Origin of the sequence: Gimesia sp. (assembly GCF_048262075.1) — a bacterium.
Taxonomy (GTDB): domain Bacteria; phylum Planctomycetota; class Planctomycetia; order Planctomycetales; family Planctomycetaceae; genus Gimesia.
The window spans coordinates 599,708-617,719 of sequence record NZ_JBLXFK010000001.1; the positions used below are offsets into that span (position 1 = coordinate 599,708).

The 18,012-nt window shown below is 50.5% G+C and carries 10 protein-coding genes; all 10 read left to right on the forward strand.

From position 1 onward, the window contains the following. Positions 1-8 precede the first annotated feature (8 nt). The 10 genes from ACN0YH_RS02150 to ACN0YH_RS02195 all read left to right on the forward strand — a co-directional run bounded on the left by ACN0YH_RS02150 (position 9) and on the right by ACN0YH_RS02195 (position 18,010). Entirely contained in the window at positions 9-3,458 is a 3,450-nt protein-coding gene (locus tag ACN0YH_RS02150) for a helicase-related protein (RefSeq protein ID WP_417377904.1), read from the forward strand. After that, complete coding sequence (locus ACN0YH_RS02155) at positions 3,436-4,422, forward strand: hypothetical protein (protein WP_417377905.1); 987 nt, start codon at positions 3,436-3,438, stop codon at positions 4,420-4,422. Before ACN0YH_RS02150 ends, ACN0YH_RS02155 begins: the two co-directional genes overlap by 23 nt. Positions 4,423-4,551: 129 nt before the next feature. Then, complete coding sequence (locus tag ACN0YH_RS02160; protein ID WP_417377906.1) at positions 4,552-5,481, forward strand: hypothetical protein; 930 nt, start codon at positions 4,552-4,554, stop codon at positions 5,479-5,481. A gap of 7 nt (positions 5,482-5,488) precedes the next feature. Continuing rightward, positions 5,489-8,524, forward strand: a complete 3,036-nt coding sequence (locus ACN0YH_RS02165) for a DUF1156 domain-containing protein (protein ID WP_417377907.1) — start codon at positions 5,489-5,491, stop codon at positions 8,522-8,524. Then, positions 8,521-9,339, forward strand: coding sequence for a DUF429 domain-containing protein (locus ACN0YH_RS02170; protein ID WP_417377908.1), 819 nt, complete (start codon positions 8,521-8,523; stop codon positions 9,337-9,339). Before ACN0YH_RS02165 ends, ACN0YH_RS02170 begins: the two co-directional genes overlap by 4 nt. A 15-nt stretch (positions 9,340-9,354) precedes the next feature. Continuing rightward, positions 9,355-10,227, forward strand: a complete 873-nt coding sequence (locus ACN0YH_RS02175; RefSeq protein ID WP_417377909.1) for a hypothetical protein — start codon at positions 9,355-9,357, stop codon at positions 10,225-10,227. Further along, positions 10,227-10,823, forward strand: a complete 597-nt coding sequence (locus ACN0YH_RS02180; protein ID WP_339683107.1) for a hypothetical protein — start codon at positions 10,227-10,229, stop codon at positions 10,821-10,823. Before ACN0YH_RS02175 ends, ACN0YH_RS02180 begins: the two co-directional genes overlap by 1 nt. A gap of 30 nt (positions 10,824-10,853) precedes the next feature. Continuing rightward, positions 10,854-13,808, forward strand: a complete 2,955-nt coding sequence (locus tag ACN0YH_RS02185) for an ATP-binding protein (protein ID WP_417377910.1) — start codon at positions 10,854-10,856, stop codon at positions 13,806-13,808. A gap of 138 nt (positions 13,809-13,946) precedes the next feature. After that, positions 13,947-14,798 carry a TIR domain-containing protein gene (locus ACN0YH_RS02190; protein ID WP_417377911.1) on the forward strand — a complete coding sequence of 284 codons (852 nt, stop codon included), beginning with the start codon at positions 13,947-13,949 and terminating at the stop codon, positions 14,796-14,798. A 275-nt stretch (positions 14,799-15,073) separates the two neighbouring features. Further along, positions 15,074-18,010 (forward strand): hypothetical protein, encoded by a 2,937-nt coding sequence (locus tag ACN0YH_RS02195; protein WP_417377912.1) that lies wholly within the window; start codon positions 15,074-15,076, stop codon positions 18,008-18,010. Positions 18,011-18,012: the final 2 nt, after the last annotated feature.

Sequence of the window (18,012 nt, forward strand, 5' to 3'; positions counted from 1 at the left end):
GACACCATATGACAGCCACAAATCAAATCCGAATCGGCAGCATCGTAACCGGGCCGACGCTGCCTGAGCCGATCGAAGTGCTCGCCACCGTACAGATGGGATCATCCATGAAAGTCATCGGACGTGGCCGCAACAGCGGGATGACGCATGATCCGGTATTGACGGCTGCTCAGTTAAGCCAGTTGAAGGTGTCTGCTGAACGCGAGCCGTTTGATGGTGATGCCCGCATGTTCCGCTTAGGTATCGAGGCTCACCGGCTAGGATTGGCATATGAATATGACCCGTTCTTCTCACTTTCCATTGCGCGAGTTGATCCCCTGCCCCATCAGCTTGAAGCGGTTTACAGTTATTTTCTGCGACTGCCTCGTATTCGCTTCCTGTTGGCCGATGATCCGGGTGCCGGGAAGACGATTATGGCCGGTTTACTGCTCAAAGAACTGAAAGCCCGTGGACTGGTTCGGCGCGTGCTCATCGTTTGCCCAGCTAATTTGACGTTCCAGTGGCAGCGTGAAATGGCTGATAAGTTTCGAGAAAGTTTCAAGGTGATTCGCGGCACTGTCCTCCGGGAAAACTACGGGCAGAATCCCTGGCAGGATCACGATCAAGCGGTAACCTCAGTTTCCTGGGCATCCATCGTTGAAGATGCTCGTGAGAGCCTCCTGCGGTCCCGGTGGGATTTGATTATAGTTGACGAAGCACACAAAATGAGTGCCCGCAGCGAAGACCATAAGACGTATGCCTACCGTCTCGGTGAATCGCTCTCAAATATGACGGATCACTACCTGCTGATGACTGCCACGCCGCATAAAGGTGATCCAGATCACTTTCGGCGTTTCCTGGCTTTGCTCGATGCTGATGTTTACGGTGACATTCAAAGCCTCGAACAGGCAATGCGCGAGCAGGAAGCCCCCTTCTACTTGCGTCGAACAAAAGAAGCCCTGGTTACATTTCCCGATCCGGAAACAGGCGATGTTCATAAGCTATTCACAAAGCGAGAAGTCCGTAGTGCGGCTTTTGAACTTAATGGTGACGAACTTGAGTTTTACGACGATCTGACACGTTTTGTGGAAGACCAGTCGTTTGCTGCTGCCCAGGATCTGTCGGCCCGTGGTCGTGCCGTAGGTTTCACGATGGCAATGCTCCAGCGGCGTATGGCGTCTTCTATTTATGCAGTCCGTCGCAGCCTCGAACGCATGAAAGACCGCCGTGAGAAGATTCTGGCAGATCCAGAAGCATACCGGCAGGAACAGATCCAGCGTCGTATGCCGGATGACTTTGAAGATCTTGATGCCGAAGCACAGCAGCAAATCGTCGAGCAACTGGAAAGTGAGGTGCTCTCCGTCAATCCTGTTGTCCTCCGGGAAGAAATTACCAGCCTCTCTAACCTCGTGACGCAGGCCCTTCAGCTTGAGGATCGCGAGGACCAGACCAAGCTGACAAAGCTGAGGGCTGTCCTCAATCAGGAGGGTATCTTTGATGATCCGCAGATGAAACTGCTGATCTTTACAGAACACAAGGACACTCTGGATTTCCTGGCGGGTGACGGCAGAGACGGGCGCCCCCTCGGAAAGCTCGTCGAATGGGGACTGACGGTCACACAGATTCACGGTGGGATGAAAATTGGGGATCGAGATACACCGGGTACTCGTATCTACGCAGAACGTGAGTTTAAGGAGAGCTGCCAGATTTTAGTGGCGACCGAGGCAGCTGGCGAGGGGATCAACCTCCAATTCTGCTGGCTGATGATCAACTTCGATATCCCCTGGAATCCAGTGCGACTCGAACAGCGTGTGGGCCGCATCCACCGCTACGGCCAGGAAAAGGACTGCCTGATCTTCAACTTTGTCGCTCAGAACACACGTGAAGGACGAGTACTTCGTAAACTACTCGATCGACTGGCTGAAATTCGTGATGACCTCGGTTCTGATCAGGTCTTTGATGTTGTTGGTGAAATCTTTCCGGCAAACCAGCTCGAACGCATGCTCCGGGATATGTACGCCCGCCAGACAGACATCCACAAGATCGAAGATCGTATCGTCCGTGATGTCAGCCCGGAGAAATTCCGTGTGATCACTGAATCCACGCTCGAGGGGCTGGCCAAGAAGGAACTCAATCTCTCAGCGATGGTCGGCAAGAGTGTAGAAGCCAAAGAGCGTCGCCTGGTTCCCGAAGTGATCGAACAGTTCTTTGTCGACGCAGCTCCCGAATGCGGCCTGCGAGCGAAACAAACAAGTAAAGACAGCCACATCTACCGCGTCGGCAAAACTCCTCGCAACCTCCTTCCGATCGGCGATTCCCAGGAAGACCGTTTTGGTCGGCTTGGTCGTGAATACAAACAGATCGTATTTGATAAAGAGCGGCTGCGTGATGATCCGACGTTGGATTGGGTCACTCCCGGACATCCGCTGTTCGAAGTTGTTCGCTATGATATTCTCCAGCGTACGGAAGATCATCTAAATCAAGGTGCCGTGTTCTATGATCTGCACCGGAACGATCCAGCCTTACTCGACGTCTTTGCAGCTTCCGTCAAAGACGGTCGAGGGAGAACACTCCACCGCCGTCTCTTTGCAGTGGAGACCGCCCTCAGCGGCGAAATGAAGCTTCATGAACCAACAATCCTGCTCGATGTTGCCCCCGCTCCGGCCGGTGCATCTGGGCCGAATGATGCCATCACATTACCCGATCGGCAGGTGGTCGAGCAGTTTCTGTATGAGCATACTTTAGAGCCGTGGGGTGAAGAGGTCGCCGCTGACCGTCAGGATGAAGTCCAGCGAATCGAACGCCATGTCGAAATCAGCCTGAATGCCCTGATCGATCGTGGTCAGTTTCAACTCGCTGAGTACCTCAATCGACAGGTTGAGGGGCAAACTGTAACTGGCCTCGACGGCTTGATCGCTCAGGCTGAACAGCATCTGGATACACTCAATAATCGGCTCGAAACCCGCCGCCAGGAACTGGAACTCGAACGTCACAGCTCGATTTCTGACATTAAACATCTCGGTCGGGCCTGGGTCACTCCTCACCCGGATCGCGGCACCCCTGACCTGGCTCCAATGGTGCGTGACGACGAAATTGAACGCATCGCGATAGAATTCGCCACACGGCATGAAGAGCAGCGAGGATGGGTTGTCGAAAGCGTAGAAGACGAGAATCGGGGATTCGATCTGATTTCTCGACGTCCGCACCCGGAAGACCCGCAAATGTTTATTGAGGTCCGCTTCATCGAAGTTAAAGGACGTGCAGGAGTAGGGATAGTGGCACTCAGCGAGAATGAATACCGAACCTCGGAACGGATGAAGGACGATTATTGGTTGTATGCCGTTTTCAACTGTGCTGGAACGCCAGAACTGCACATCGTGCGAAACCCTGCCAGGCTAGGTTGGCAACCTGTGATGGCCGTGGAGCATTACCGCATTGGCCCAGAATCTATAAAAAATGATTGCGGCAACCAAAACTAAATATATTTGGCAAACGAAGGTCAACATGAGAGCAAGAGTTTTTGTCAGTTGCGGGCAGGCCACCGCAGAAGAGAGAACCACAGCAAACTGTGTCAAAAAGCTACTTGAAGACAGAGGGTTCGAAGTATTTGTCGCTTTAGAGACTCAAAGTCTTAATGACATCAATACGGGAACCATCAATCATCTTCGCATGGCCGACTATTTTTTATTTATTGATTTTCCTAGAGAAGAAATTGTTCCATTTGGAGGTGCTTCCTCGCAAAAGAATAACAAACGCGGCTCGGTCTACAGTCACCAAGAACTTGCGATTGCGTACGTTTTAGGATTTCCTGAATCGATTTTCCTTAAACATCACGATGTGGAACTGAAAGGAATCGCCCAATATCAGATGGCTAATGCTGCGGAGTTCTCAGACTACCAGGAGATTCCGAAGATTGTTCAAGAACTTATCGATAAACATGAATGGTCTCCATCGTTTACTCGTCATTTAAGAACAACTGAAATCGTTCGTTCATCGATTCCGCTAATTTATGATTCGCTCGGCAATGATAGATACGATTGGAACTTCTATGTGAAGATTCGTAACAATCGAACCGACGCAGCTGCCCGGCACTGCATCGGGCGGCTGGCAAAAATATGGCGTGACGGAGAGGAACAAAGACTCCATGACCAAAGCCCGTTAGCTTGGGGTGGCCAATCAGGTTATGAGTGTTTAATCTTTCCAGGTGATACGGAATCGCTTTCCTTGTTTGGAATCGATCGAGATAAAAATAGCTATCTCTATTTGCATAGTCAAAGAGACATACCACCTCAACTTCCAATCATTATCTTACCTGGCAACTATCGACTTAAATATCAGATCGTTGCCGAATTGTTTCCAATATACGAGTTTGAAATCAAAATCAAACACACTTCAGACATTAACTCAATGCAAGTAAAGTTAGCATCTAATGAAGTATCCTAAATAGCTGATCGAAGTCGATTTTCCCATTCCCGTATTTCAATTCATGAATGGTTAGAATATACGAATCGACATGGGTAAAATTCGACATCACACATCGTAATACCGTATTAAATTAACGGGGAGTTTTTTATGGCAGCCCTAGTTTTTGTAAGCTGTGGACAAGCGACCGAAGAAGAGCGACAAACTGCTGCCGAAGTAAAGGAATGGCTTGAGAATGAGGGCTACGATGTGTTTGTTGCCCTTGAGACCCAAAGTCTAAGCGACATTAACTCAGGAACAATCCGTCACTTGAGAAGATCTGATTACTATCTATTTATAGATTTTCCACGTGAAAGAATTCACCCTGACGATCTTCAATCCAGTACTGGACTTCAACGAAGAGGTTCCTTATTTTCGCACCAGGAACTTGCATTAGCTTATTTATTGGAGTTCCCAGAGGCCGTTTTTTTAAAACACGAAGATGTAGAACTACGCGGAATAGCACAGTTTCAAATGGCGAACGCCTCAACCTTTTCAGAGTATAATGAAGTACTTTCCAAAGTGGAGGATCAAGTAAAGAAGCACAACTGGAGTCCAAACTATTCTCGGCAACTAGTTGCATTCAAGGACGACTGGACGGAATCATTTGTTACATACCACGATCATACTGGGTCCATGGAGCAACGTGTCTACTTTGTTCATATTGAAAATCGGCGCAATGACACAGCCGCGTTCAATGCGATTGTGAGGCTTCGGAGTATTGAAGACACAGAAGGCAATATCATAGATAGTCCCGATCTAAATGATCTCAAATGGTCAGGACAGTCCGGCTACTCTCGGACTATTCGGCCAAGGGATCGGGAATCGTTTGATGCTTTGGCATTATCCATTGATCCACAGTCCAAAGTGTTCCTGCATAGCGCTGCCGATGTTACACGGACTCCCATCATAACCGTTCCGAGAGATTACACACTCCATTATCAGGTTCTTTCAGACAGATTCCCACTCCTCGACGTTAAAGTGCAGGTTCACTTCACAGGTGATGCCAACACAACAACTTGTCAACTAATACAGAACTGAAACTAAATTGAACTACCTTAAACGCCTTATTGAAGTTGATCTCCCTATCGCCCGCATCTCGGCTCATGCGCGGCGGGAAAAGTCGATTCGTCATGGGCATATTTCGACTTTACATATCTGGTGGGCGCGGCGACCATTGGCGGCTTGTCGTGCGGTCATCTGTGCGTCGCTGTGGCCCGATCCGGCTGATGAACTTTGTCCCTCTGCGTTTCGGGAAGCGGCTTCCGAACTGCTCATTTCATTTGCTAAGCGGATGTTCCCGGCCAGAATCAACGAGGAGGGACATCAACTGCAATCAACCGCATCTAAGGAAAGTCGGGGACGCTGGGAAGGGTTGTTGCAGGCTGAACGCGAGGGACACCCTCTCGATCCCCACGATGCCGCTCATCAGCAGGTGTTGCGGGGGGCTTTGCTCGATTTCATTGCTGACTTTGCCAACTGGGACAACAGCACGGTCCCAGCCTATCTGGAGACGAGCCGGGCACTCACGCAGGCCGCTCATGAAACTCTGGGAGGCGTACCGGGAACGCGACCGCTGGTGGTCGACCCATTTGCCGGGGGCGGTTCGATTCCACTGGAAGCCTTGCGGGTTGGGGGCGATGCGTTCGCCAGCGATCTAAATCCAGTCGCAGTGTTATTGAATAAAGTCGTGTTGGAATATATTCCCAAATATGGGCAGCGACTGGCAGATGAAGTCCGCAAGTGGGGCGAGTGGGTCAAAGAACAAACCGAGCAGGAACTGGCTGGGTTCTATCCCAAAGACCAAGACGGCGCGACGCCAATCGCTTACCTCTGGGCAAGGACGATTCAATGTGAAGGCCCCGGGTGTGGTGCGGAAGTACCACTTCTGAGGTCGTTGTGGCTCGCAAAGAAGGGAGCCGAGTCCAGTGCACTACGAATCGTAGTTGACAAGAAATCAAAGGTCTTGCACTTCGAGATCATTGATCGTGCCACCGCGAAAGATGTAGCGAATCCAACCAGTGGAAGAGGAGCCGCCACTTGTCCAACTTGTGGCTACACGACTCCTGCGGATGCAGTGAAATCCCAACTCAAACCGCGCAGAGGAGGTTCTAGAGATGCTCGATTGATTGCCATCAGACAAGACGATCCACAAACTCGACGTCGAGTGTATCGACTTCCGACATCAGTGGACGAAGTGGCTGCTGAGAAAGCAGGAATGGAACTGAATAGCCGAACACAAGCAAATGACCGCAACTTGACGTTGGTTCCAGATGAACCCTACCCCAATGAGACGGGAGCAGGTGCACTTAGTTCTTCAGTTCTGTATGGATTTGAATCGTGGGGGGACATCTTTACTCCGCGACAGGCTTTGGCACTGACAACTTTCATCAAGTATATCGACGAGGCGTGTAATATGATGGTTGGCGACGATGGGTTACGACTTGCAACTCGGACGTGCCTTGCTCAATCTTTGAATAGACTTGCCGACTTCAGTTCCAGTTTATGCCGTTTGAACTCCACTGGTGGACGCGGCGTTGTGAACACTTTTAGTCGACAAGCTCTTCCTATGATGTGGGACTTTCTTGAAACAAACCCATTTAATGATGTGGGAGCAAACTGGGCTGGCTCTGTAGACACTTACGTCGCGACGATCGAAGCCGAAACTGCCAACATTATCGGTGGTCACGCCGAGCGCGCATCTGCGACGAATCACATCCTTCCAGATGGTGCCGCTGCTGCATTCGTGACTGATCCGCCTTACTACGATGCCATCGCATATGGTGACCTGTCGGATTTCTTCTATGTGTGGCTGCGGCGTACTCTTGCCGACCACTATCCTTCACTGCTTCGCGAAAGCCTTGTGGACAAAACTGATGAAGTGGTCCACCTCTCGAAAAGATTTCGGGGACCGTACTCTCACAAGACGGCTTCATATTTTGAAAACGGTATGCAGATGGCGATGCGAGAAGGGCGGCGTGTTCTTGCATCAAATGGGATAGGTGTCGTTGTCTTTGCTCACAAATCCACATCCGGTTGGGAAGCGATGCTCTCTGCGCTAATAGATTCGGGTTGGAAAGTGACTGGCTCCTGGCCAGTCGACACTGAGCGTGGGGGACGGATGAATGCGATTGGCACCGCATCCCTCGCCTCGTCCGTTCATATTGTTTGCCGCCCAAGAATAAACGACGCGGTTGCCACTGACGACAAAACCGGAGAATGGCGTGACGTCCTTTCCGAACTTCCCAAACGTATTCACGAATGGATGCCGCGACTGGCGGCCGAAGGGGTTGTGGGAGCGGATTCGATCTTTGCCTGTCTGGGGCCGGCTCTCGAAATCTTCAGCCGGTACAGTCGGGTCGAAAAGGCGAGCGGCGAGGCAGTGCCGCTACGGGAATACCTGGAACAGGTCTGGGCGACCGTTTCGACCGAAGCGTTGTCGATGATCTTCAAGGACGCCGACGCAGTCGGCCTGGAACCGGATGCTCGTCTGACCGCCATGTGGCTCTGGACTTTGGGAGGCATGGACACCAACGGCAATGGTTCCCCAAAGAAGAACGATACAGATGAGAAAGTCGTCACCAGCACGGGATACACACTGGAATACGATGCCGCCCGCAAAATCGCTCAGGGCTTAGGAATTCATCTGGAACAGAGTGACTCAATCGTGGAAGTCTCTGGGGACAAAGCACGCTTGCTCTCCGTCAGAGAACGCACTCGCCATCTCTTCGGTAAAGACGAGCCAGCCCCCCGCACTGCTCGTGGTCGTAAAAAGCCCAAGGCTAAACAACTCGACCTGTTCAAAACAATCGACGAACTTGAAGCCGAAGCGGAAGAAACCGCCGCGGGGGAACTGAAACCACAGGCTGGCGAGACGGTACTGGATCGCGTGCATCAGTCAATGATCCTGTTCGCTTCCGGTCGTGGAGAAGCCTTACGTCGGTTCCTCGTCGATGACGGGGCTGGCAACGATGCCCGCTTCTGGAAACTTGCCCAGTCCCTCTCCGCCCTCTACCCGAAAGAGACGGATGAAAAACGCTGGGTTGACGGCGTACTGGCGAGGAAGAAGGGATTAGGACTATGACGGAAAGTAAAACTTTTGTTGGAATCGACCTGGCAGGCGACACCAGACGAACTGGCGTCGCCTTTATCACTCAGAATGAGAATGGACTGAGATACCATATTCCACGTGAAAGCTGGAAGGGGTCAGTCGGAATTCAACGCATGTCTGCATTAATCGGGCAGGCGAATCAAACGGCGGTTGACCAGCCTTTCTCCTATTCCATGGCCACAATGAAACTCCTGCAAAGCGAACAAAATTCTTCGGGAGATTGTGCAGTGGCAGACTATGCCACTCGTCGTACAGATCGGCGGATGCGTGAGATTCTCAAGGACCTGGGTCTAAGACACGAATACGTCATGTCTCCGAATCGCTGCCACAACGTCTGGCGAGCACTGGCCTTGTCCAGGCAATCTGGGTTGTCACGGATTGAGGTATGTCGTTGCCAGTCGAAAATCATTGAGACTCATCCTCGTGTCGCATGGGCTGTTGCACTCTCAGGATATGATCGCAACGAGTTGGCTAGATTCGTGAGCGGGTATAAAGGGACCAACAATCAAGACGGTGAAATGGTTGTGCGTCGTGAAATGCTGGAAATATTCACGCAGGAGACTCGCATTCAGTCGCAGTCTGATCAAGATCAGCAATCCGCGATCGATAGTGCGGACGATTTTGAAGCATTGATATGTGCTTACGTTGCGTTGTGTCACACATTGAGCATGACCCTTCGACCAGGGTTTGAAGAGGGTGAAAGGGACGAACTTGATTATGAAGGTTCCGCAGTCTTACCAGCGTCTCCCTGGACAGCCGAGAGGAGGTCTGATTCCAATGACAAATAAAATGGGATTGGAACTATGACATTATCTTCACTGATTGAAAGTGACATTCTGAACTGGATTGCGCCACGTACGAAGCATACTAAGAATGTCCTAGCTCGCCTGAAGAAGTACGAATCGACCGACAAACAAAAAGCACTCAACGACGAAGAAGTGTGGACGTTACTGCTGGTCTACGGATACATCGTTTGTGGTAAGATGTCGCTGCTCGACTTGGCGAAAGTATTGACTGGAACTAAACAGGAATCGGTTACGAAGGCGTGGCTGGAGATGAAACCTATGCCGCCGCGGAAAGGAGTTTCAGGCAAAAGTGAACGCAACAGTCAAATCGACTTGTTGGTTGGCGACATCACAAAACGAGGCAAGACCGAATCAGGCGTCAAATACAAGGCGAAGCCGCGCGAGGATGATGGCTGGGCCTGCTTCGTCGAAGCAAAATGGCTGAGCGACATTGCGGTCAAAACAACTCACGACTGGGAACGCAATCAGCTCGCGCGAGTGATCGAAACGGCTTTGACTTTTCAGGGCGATGGTCAGTGGCCATCGCGTGTCTATGTCACGCTGCTCACTCCTGCAATCTTCAAGACGCCACGTGAATCATCGGCCAGCCGTCTGTATGCCTATAAGTGGTGGGAGTATGTGAACGAAGATGGCAACATCAATTTGGATGCAATCCGGACCGATATTGACCGATCCAGTGTAGCTGCTCGAACAGATACAAAAGGATGGACCTATCCAGATGATTTGGATGAGCGACTCGGCCATTTATCGATGAACTGGGTCACCTACGAGGACCTGTTATCAGCAATGCCCAAGTCTGATTACTATTCAGCACTATGTAATTTTGTGGCCCAGGAAACTGAATTACTGCAAAAACACGAGGTAGCCTGATGCAGGAGAGCATAATCCAGAACTGGTGGAACAGCTTCCTGCAACAGGTACAGGAGCCGGAACGATCTGTGGCTCTCAAGGAAGCCTCGTTGGCAGAAAACCTTGGGGACTGGACTCGATTGACTACCGAAGCGGTCGTCCTCACAAGTGAATCGATAGGTTGGGAAGCCACCGCCCGTGGCCATCGACTCAAGCGTCTTCCAGAGTCTGCCTCTGAGTATCTTGCCTTGGACGCAATGGCGTTTCCCGATCGTGAAAGCTGTGGTGAGGTCGCCTGGCCAATGCCGGTGGCAGTTTTCGAGCTGGAAAACAGTCCCCGCGATGACCGTGTCGCCTATTCGTTGTGGAAGGTACTTTGCATACGATCACCGCTGCGAATGGTCTATGCCTATCGAAGAAACTGGGATGAAACACGAAGGCTGATGAATCACCTGGCGAGTGAAGTCGTCGGCAGTCTGTCGTTGCACGATCGAAAAAAACTGGATGGTATCACCACAGTAGTGACCGGAAGTCGTGGTGAAAGTGAAACCTTTCCTCACGGATATTTCAAGCTCTGGCTACTGGACGCTAACCTCGGGAAATTTGAACGAATTTGAGCCGACTGAGCGGCATCAAGGATAATAATAATGGCAAAATTGAAACCCTGGTATCAAGTAATCACTCCTCGCGAAGATCTGCGGGAGAACCGGCCGATGGACGCCTCTGAGTTTGCGGTCCATCTGGATCACATTCGACAGAAGCGGGACAATGTCTCGCCGGATTACATAGATCCGGCACGGTTCTTTGAGCGAACGTTTTTAACCAGCAGCCTGCTTGATCTGGCTTCCCAGGTTGTACGTCGGCTATCAGGCCTCCAGGTCGAAACGTCTGCCGTATTCAACATGGCAACCCAGTTCGGTGGAGGAAAAACACACTCTCTGACGACACTCTGGCACCTGGCTACATCTGGCGAAAAGGCGAAGTCCTGGAAGGGCGTCGATCGGATTCTCAGTAAGGCTCAGATCTCTCAAATTCCAGAGGCGCGTGTAGCGGTCTTCGTCGGGACCGAGTTCGATGCGATTCAGGGTCGTGGTGGTGACGGTGAACCGGTGCGTAAAACACCTTGGGGAGAGATTGCCTGGCAACTGGGCGGACAGCAGGGATTTGACCTGGTTTCAGAGCATGATGCCAAAGGAATCGCCCCTGGCGGTGACGTTCTGCAGAAACTCCTGGGTAACGAGCCAGCGCTGATTCTTGTTGATGAATTGATGAACTACATCAGCCGGGCACGCAAGCTGGAACTTCGCGATCAGTTCTTCGTTTTTCTGCAAAGTCTGTGTGAAGAAGCCCGGGCACACAATAATGTCGTAGTCTGTGTATCGATTCCTGCATCCGAAGACCTGGAAATGTCTCCTGAAGATGTTCGGGATTTTCAATCTCTCAAGAAAATGCTCGACCGGCTCGGGAAGGCGATCATGATGTCGGCTGATGCGGAGATCGCCGAGATCATTCGCCGCAGACTCTTCGAGTGGGACCTCTTCGATGTAGAGGCGGGTAAAGTTGCTACAGCATATGCTGACTGGGCAGTCGATCACGCACAGGAATTGAGTGGCATTGATCCCACTACAGCACGTGAGTTATTCAAGACATGTTATCCGTTTCATCCCTCGGTACTCTCCGTGTTTGAACGAAAATGGCAGAGTCTGCCACGATTTCAACGAACTCGCGGCATCTTGCGTCTGCTCGCATTGTGGGTCGCGCATGCGTATCAGGACGAACACCGTCAGGCACTACGTGAACCGCTGATTACGCTCGGCTCTGCACCTCTGGAAGACCCGATTTTCCGTTCGGCCATGTTCGAGCAACTCGGTTCTAATGAGCTGGAAGTGCCTCTCACTACGGACATTGCTGGCAAAAAGGATGCTCACGCAGTCCGCCTGGATCGTGAAGCGTCTGAAGCGATCAAAAAAGTCAATCTGCACCGCAAGGTTGCGTCTGCGATCTTCTTTGAGTCCAACGGGGGTATGAGCCAATCTAAAGCAGTAGCAACACTTCCGGAAATCCGGGCAGCGGTTGGCAATCCAGACCTCAACATGGTCGACATTGAAAACGTGCTGGAAGGCCTGGTGGGAAGTTGCTACTACCTGAACTGGGACAAAAACCACTATCGATTCGGGCTGTATCCAAACCTGAATAAGATACTCGTAACACGCCGTGGTGCTGTTCAGCCTAAAGAGATTAACGAGCGGATCAAACAGGACACACAGGACCTGTTCAATAAAGGTACGAAAGCCCTGGATCGACGATACTTTCCTGAACGAAGTAATGATGTTCCAAATCGACCGGTATTGACCCTGACGGTGATGAGCCTGGAGCACTCGGCTAGTGACCGATCCACCGAAAAACTACTCGAAACTATCGTGAGAGAGTGTGGAACGTCTGGCCGTACCTATAAGTCGGCACTGCTATTCGCTGTTCCTGATTCAGCTGATGCGATTCACGATGCCACCCGCGACGTACTGGCCTGGGGAGCGATTGAGGACGACACCGATACACGCAATCAACTTGACGAGGCACAGGAACGTCTCCTGAAACGTAATCTTGGTCGAGCCAAATCCGATCTCAAAGAAGCCATCTGGAGAACATACCGCTATATCTACCTGTTAGGCAAAGACAACAAACTACAGCAGATTGACCTCGGTCAGATCACTTCAAGCATGGCTGGCAGTCTTGTTGAATTATATGTTAATGAGTTGAGCCGGACTGATGAAATAACATCCGGTGTGGGAGCAAATAAGCTGCTCAAATACTGGCCGCCTGCTCTGACGGAATGGTCTACAAAAGGAGTTCGCGATGCATTTTTCTCATCACCGCAACTTCCACGTCTGCTCGATGCAGACACGATCAAACGGACGATTGCAGATGGCGTCAGTCAAGGCACGTTGGGATATGCAGTCAAACAAAACAGTGGCCAATTCAAACTACTGCACTTCGATGAAAGTCTCGCCGAGTCCGATGTTGAATTCGCAGACGACGTATTTATTCTTAAAGCAGAAGATGCCCAGAAACTCCGTGAACCTCCCAGATTAGACCACATCACTGTCCGCCCTGCAGAAGTCACACTCAAACCAGGTGAGCAAGCTACGTTTTCTTGCACAGGCGTAGATCAGTACGGAGAGTCCTTCTCTATCAGCAACGTGAAATGGTCTGCGACCAGTGGTGAGATCAACAGTAACGGGCTTTACAAAGCGGATGAAGACAGCTCAGGGGGACTATTCGCGGTAAAAGTCGAGTCGGAAGGTCTTGAGGCTATTGCAGAGGTCCGCATTGTCATCCCGCAGAAAGGTGGTGACGATAGTTCAGCTGATAACGATGATTTTCAGTCAAAACAAAAAGTGATCCGATGGGAGGGTACTGTGCCACCTCAGAAGTGGATGAACTTCTATACGAAAGTGCTGAGCCGCTTCGCATCCAGTGAGGGGTTGAAGCTGAAAGTCTCCTTCGAGGTTCCCGCTGAAGGCGAACAGGGACAGGCAAAGGCCGACGAAGCAAGATCTGGCCTGAAAGAACTGGGCCTGCATGACGACGTGAACTTGGGTTGATACTTTTGTCTCAAAAACAGTCATGAGGAAACTAACCAGAAGCGAACGCTGAATTTGTACGTCATAACTACGGACGTGATCTAGCAGAAGCGGCACTTAAACAACACATCGGTGAGAAAAAAGGGGTAGTCAAGTCAGATGTTTAACCTCATCATTTACGGAGATGGTGAAATGTGGACGGAATCGCAACCTTGGTCGATCGATGCGTCTCGCTTCCTTGAATATAGCTGCGATGAAGCAAAGGAACTTTTCAAGGACCGAAGGAACCTTACGAGGCTTGTTCAATTGCCAACCATCGTGACCGGTGAGTGGGGTAGAAACACTTCGCAGGTGGTACGCGTGGGTTCTGTAAAAAGTGTGAAATATGTTGGCAGACAGATCCAATTCACTTTTAAGGAACATTCCCATACGACTGTCGACTTGCTCGACGACTGCCGGAGGGAACTGCAACTTCACGATTGGGAACAAAGCAGGTCACACTGGGCCGTCAAGGATGGTGACCTGCCTCAAAAGTTCGTTTCTGAACTGATCAGAGGGACTTATCAGGAGTTTCCGTACGAAATCGTTATATCGTACGCCAGCGAGAACATCGAGTATGTTGACGAGGTCGCACACTATTTGAAGAAAGCCGAGGTTAGCTTCTTCTATGCACCTTTTGAAGAGCCGGAGTTGTGGGGCAAAAGTCTGAGAAAGGAACTGGATGTAATATATCGGAACTTGGGGCGTCATTGCCTCATGTTTGTATCCGCGGACTACGCTCGAAAGGTGTGGCCTACCTATGAAAGTAAAATTGCGATGGAAAGAGCGATGCACAGTGCTGCGGAGCAGCGAGACGACTACATACTGGCTTGTCGATTCGATCAGACGGAAATCCCCGGAATGGCATCGGATGTCGTTTACCAGGATTTAACCACCAAGACGCCCAAACAGATTGCGGAACTTGTTATCTCGAAACTTCGATCCAGACGACACTCTGCAAAGTGGTCCTAACTGAGAGGTGAAAAACAAAGCTCTTCCTATCCTATTTTGTCAGTAAATCAACCTGTCTCTGGCTAATTGCTCTTCTTGTATCGTAAATGGCATTTTGCGCATTTATTTTACGTGCCTTTCCGTTCATGTTCCAGTATAATCTGAACTCTAGTTTCAGCTTACACGTTTCTTACCCCCCCCTTCTCCAACATAGCTCTCGCCTTAGCAGAGCTTGTTTTGAAGAAATCGGCAAGTTTAATTATCAGATCTCTGTCCCAATCTCTGAAGCTCCAGCCATGCCAAGCACCCCAGAACACCAGATTGTCGTTACCGGAGACCTATTATGGGATTGTCATCTCAGAAATGACCCTGGCCAGTCGGACCGGCACACGCACCCCTGTGATCTGACCATGATCGATGTCCAGCCGGGAGGAGCCTGGTATCTGACTCATCTAATTAAAAATGTCTGCAGTAGCATGACAAACCGACTGGGCTCCGATAATCCATTTGTCGTGTACTGTCCGGAGAATGAACAGGTAAATCGACCAAAGTTGGCAGACCCAGCTAAAGAAGATTCATCAAAAATTAAAGATGCCCCTTTGCACTCCTGGAATCAGGTCGGCAAAGCGTTTATGACCTGGAAATCGTTTGAACGTAGGCGTATTCAGTCCCAGGACGAGCTGGTCTGGCGGATTGATAACTTCCTGGGCTGTCAACTGCCGACAACATTTGAGCCTCTCCCACTTCTCAGTTGTCTTACAGAGCAAACCTCAGATCAGGAAGATGAAAATCAGCCTCAAGAGCTCATATCGCTCGCCGAGAGCCGGTTGCTTGTCATCGACGACCTGTGCCTGGGATTCACCGGACATTCGAATCTGTGGCCGAAGTTGAGTCCCGATCAGGATACTTGGGATGGGCCGGAATTTCTTCAGCAGAATCTTCCTGAAGACATTCTGCTGAAACTCAGTTGTCTGGATGACAAAAACCATCTGTTTCACACACTGCTCGATGCCGAAGTCGGCAATCGGATTACCGCGGTTGTCTCAGCCGATATTTTACGTACTCGCGGTGCCGATCTCTCCAAAGGCCTTTCGTGGGACCGCACGGTCAGCGAAATTGTGAAAGAATTCCAATCAGGTTTCTCTCAAAATGATCTGGCTATGTGCAAACGGGTGATTGTCTACTTCGGCTGCGCGGGGATTGCCAGTTTTACACGGGAGATGCTCAAGCTGGGAGATCCGAAACAGATTGAAAAACAAACTGATGATTCCCGCGACAGGACTGAACGGGCTCGGTTCGAGCGTTTTGTATATGCTCCCGACGATCTGGAAGGAAGCTGGGAATCACAACGCCCCGGACATATGGTCGGCGCAGGTTCTATTCTGACCGCAGCCATGGTCCGATACATTCTGGAACCGGAGCAGCATCCACTGTTCTCCTGCCTGAGCCGTGCCCTGGAGGCGATGCGTCACAATTATGATATTGCGGGGAACAAAGGGGACCACCCGACACCAGATACCACAGGAATCCAGCAACTTCTGGATGATCCCTCTCCCGAGGACGAGAAGGACGACAAAACAACGGTTAAAAAAGCTGAAAAGAGCAAACCAGAACAGGAGAAACAGAAACGCCTTGAAGCTAAGTATGCTACTGCGTTTCCGCATGTGGTGTTCAGTCGCGATCAACAAAAGAATATTCCCGATGATAAGCTGGATCTACTGCAGGATGTTGCCGGTTACGGCATCGATTATATCACCGCCCAGGCAATGGACGTTGTCCGTCGTGGAGCGAAAGTAGCCCTGGCGCAAATTCCCCAGGCACGCTATGGTAAATACCTGACCGTCGATCGCGAGGAAATCGAGCGTATCAATTCCGTTCGCCGACTGATTGAAGAGTACCTCAACTCCCCCGACGACCGGCGTCCACTCTCAATCGCGGTCTTCGGTTCCCCCGGCTCCGGAAAATCGTTTGCTATTAAGCAACTGGCCGAGGAACTTTTGGGCAAAAAAGGCATCAAGCTGGAATTCAATCTCTCTCAGTTCGATGCCAGTAATCATATGCAGTTGCACGAAGCCTTCCATCAGATTCGAGACGCTTCCATCAAAGATACGGTCCCGCTGGTGTTCTGGGATGAATTCGATACTGACAACCTTAACTGGCTGAAACATTTTCTCGCTCCGATGCAGGATTCGGAATTTCTCTCAGGCAATCTCCTGCATCCTTTTGGCAAAGCCATTTTCATTTTTGCAGGGGGCACCTGTCAGACTTTTGAAGAGTTCAATAAAAACGTCGATAACATAAAGGCAGATGCTGATGTATCAGCCGAAACCAAAAGAGAAACTAAAGCGTTTGTGAAACAGAAAGGTCCCGATTTTGTGAGTCGTCTGCGGGGCTTCATTAACATCAAAGGTCCCAACCCGATTATCGATCTAAAGGGCAAATCTGAGGACATTGCCTACCCGATACGACGAGCCCTGATATTGCGATCGCTGCTGGAACGGGACTACCCGCACCTCATTCACCGCAAAAGCAAAATGGCGTCCGTCAGCCAGAGTGTAATCTATGGTTTCCTGCGCGTAAAAGAGTTCCTCCACGGCGCCCGCTCACTGGAATCGGTGGTCCGTATCAGCAGTCTGTTGAAAGCCGATTATTTCAGTATGGCCCAGCTCCCTTCAGAAGAACAACTTCTGTTGCACGTTTCAAAAGATTTTAAAACATTGATGGCACGCAGTCATCTGGAAGCCGATTCGGTAGAAGCCCTCGCCCGGAACTATCACACCGAATGGAAAAGCTCGAAAAAACCGACTGCGGAAGAAATAGAGAATAATCCCTTACTGAAAGACTATGATGATCTCAGCGAAGAGGGCAAAGAGAACAGTCGCGTCACGGCCCGCATTATCTTTGCTAAACTGGCAGAGATTGGCTATGAACTTAAATTTCACGAAGAGAACCCAAACTCAGACTGCCCTTTCAAGTTTCCACATAAAGAAGCCGATGAACTGGCGCTCATCGAGCATGATGTCTGGACTCGCAATCACATGGTCAAGGGTTTTGAATGGGCAAAGGAAAATAACAAAGACAACTTTCAACATCGCGATATCTGTCCCTTTTATGAAGTACCGTCCAAAGATCAGGCATACGATAAACTATTTGTCGAAATCCTCCCCGGGATTTTGTGGAAGCATCGCTTTCAACTCCAAAAAAAGAATCACGCTGAATCGTCTGACTCCTAATC

Bases quoted from the DNA above. Each gene is read 5' to 3' on its own strand.
- ACN0YH_RS02150 (WP_417377904.1), top strand. From the start codon at position 9: ATGACAGCCACAAATCAAATCCGAATCGGCAGCATCGTAACCGGGCCG.
- ACN0YH_RS02155 (WP_417377905.1), top strand. From the start codon at position 3,436: ATGATTGCGGCAACCAAAACTAAATATATTTGGCAAACGAAGGTCAAC.
- ACN0YH_RS02160 (WP_417377906.1), top strand. From the start codon at position 4,552: ATGGCAGCCCTAGTTTTTGTAAGCTGTGGACAAGCGACCGAAGAAGAG.
- ACN0YH_RS02170 (WP_417377908.1), top strand. From the start codon at position 8,521: ATGACGGAAAGTAAAACTTTTGTTGGAATCGACCTGGCAGGCGACACC.
- ACN0YH_RS02175 (WP_417377909.1), top strand. From the start codon at position 9,355: ATGACATTATCTTCACTGATTGAAAGTGACATTCTGAACTGGATTGCG.
- ACN0YH_RS02180 (WP_339683107.1), top strand. From the start codon at position 10,227: ATGCAGGAGAGCATAATCCAGAACTGGTGGAACAGCTTCCTGCAACAG.
- ACN0YH_RS02185 (WP_417377910.1), top strand. From the start codon at position 10,854: ATGGCAAAATTGAAACCCTGGTATCAAGTAATCACTCCTCGCGAAGAT.
- ACN0YH_RS02190 (WP_417377911.1), top strand. From the start codon at position 13,947: ATGTTTAACCTCATCATTTACGGAGATGGTGAAATGTGGACGGAATCG.
- ACN0YH_RS02195 (WP_417377912.1), top strand. From the start codon at position 15,074: ATGCCAAGCACCCCAGAACACCAGATTGTCGTTACCGGAGACCTATTA.